This window comes from uncultured Duncaniella sp., assembly GCF_910578445.1.
Lineage (GTDB): Bacteria > Bacteroidota > Bacteroidia > Bacteroidales > Muribaculaceae > Duncaniella.
The window spans coordinates 1-1099 of the sequence record NZ_CAJTQC010000065.1 but is presented as its reverse complement, the minus strand read 5'-3'; the positions used below and the strand labels follow the sequence as shown (position 1 = coordinate 1099).

General features: G+C 49.0%; 3 protein-coding genes. All 3 read right to left on the bottom strand.

Annotation, left to right across the window (positions count from 1 at the left end):
- A partial coding sequence (locus QZ311_RS12300) for a relaxase/mobilization nuclease domain-containing protein (protein ID WP_297068509.1) occupies positions 1-330 on the bottom strand: 330 nt, incomplete at its 3' end.
- Positions 311-676, bottom strand: coding sequence for a plasmid mobilization relaxosome protein MobC (gene mobC, locus QZ311_RS12295; RefSeq protein ID WP_297068507.1), 366 nt, complete (start codon positions 674-676; stop codon positions 311-313). The genes mobC and QZ311_RS12300, both read right to left, overlap by 20 nt.
- A 184-nt stretch (positions 677-860) precedes the next feature.
- A partial coding sequence (locus QZ311_RS12290) for a DUF3408 domain-containing protein (RefSeq protein ID WP_297068505.1) occupies positions 861-1099 on the bottom strand: 239 nt, incomplete at its 5' end.

The window sequence follows — 1099 nt, the reverse complement described above, 5'->3', positions numbered from 1 at the left end:
ATGCTCCTTATCGAGATGCCGGGCTATGATAAACTGGGTGTTTTTGATGCCCATTTTATCCATATATTCCAGCGCGAGTTTCACCATAAACTCATCGCTCATGCGCTCCGCGTCTTTCGGAGAGTAAGACAATGAGATGTGTCCGCACCAGTGTCTGACCCTGCTGTTGAGATGTCGCTGACACTCGAAACCGTCAATAATGTCTTTCGGCGTGTCGGTCATCAGACCCTCGGAATAGAGCAAACGAGCTTCCTTGTTCTTCTCTTTCAGCGCGAGTGCATACTCCACACAACCCGAAAAACAGCTGCCTTTAGTTATGCCTCCAATCATACGATAGTTTGGAATAGAGTGATTTTATTTCCTTGCTCAGACCCTTGAGCCCCCACTCGACAAGCTTAAAGCCCGCTTCGTTGGCTTTCTTCGCAAGCTGATTCAGATTGTTAGCCATGCTCCCTATCTGACGCAGAATCGCCATATCTTCAGGTGTGGCTATCGCTGTAACCTTGGCGTTGAGCAGAGCGTGACGCCAGTAGTCTGACAACTTTCTGCCGGATTTGCGACAGTTTTCCTGCACGGTTTTATACTGTTCTTCATTGAGCCTGACACTGACAACATACGACTTGCCTGACTTTTCTGTTGCTCCCGGAGGAGACTTTTTTCTTCTTGTGAATGTCATTGTCTTGAGATTTTGAGATTCGACTTTGTGACCATCGGGAACGGACTCCAGCCGCCCGGTAACGGAGGATGCAAGGTCGGGAATGTTTACATTGCCACTACCTTGCTATCCTCCTAATCTTGACAGATTATCCGGATACCGGCGCTGCCGATAGCTTCGCCATTTCACTGCCTAAGGGCAGTGGTCAGAACGATTTACTGATTAGTGTGAACCAACTTTCGTAGTTGGCGGAATTGCTGTCGAGGTGTTCGTTGATGATGTGCTCGACAAAGTTGCTGACGCTGTAACCGGGGCCACCGAAAAAGCGGGCGATGCGCTCGACATGGTCAAACGTGTCATTGCTGATTGCCACCTGATGCTTGTTGTCTTTGCCAAGCTTAATCAGACCGAAGTATGCCTTGCGGTAATCTTCGAGGTCGCTCT

Bases quoted from the DNA above. Each gene is read 5' to 3' on its own strand.
- mobC (WP_297068507.1), bottom strand. From the start codon at position 676: ATGACATTCACAAGAAGAAAAAAGTCTCCTCCGGGAGCAACAGAAAAG.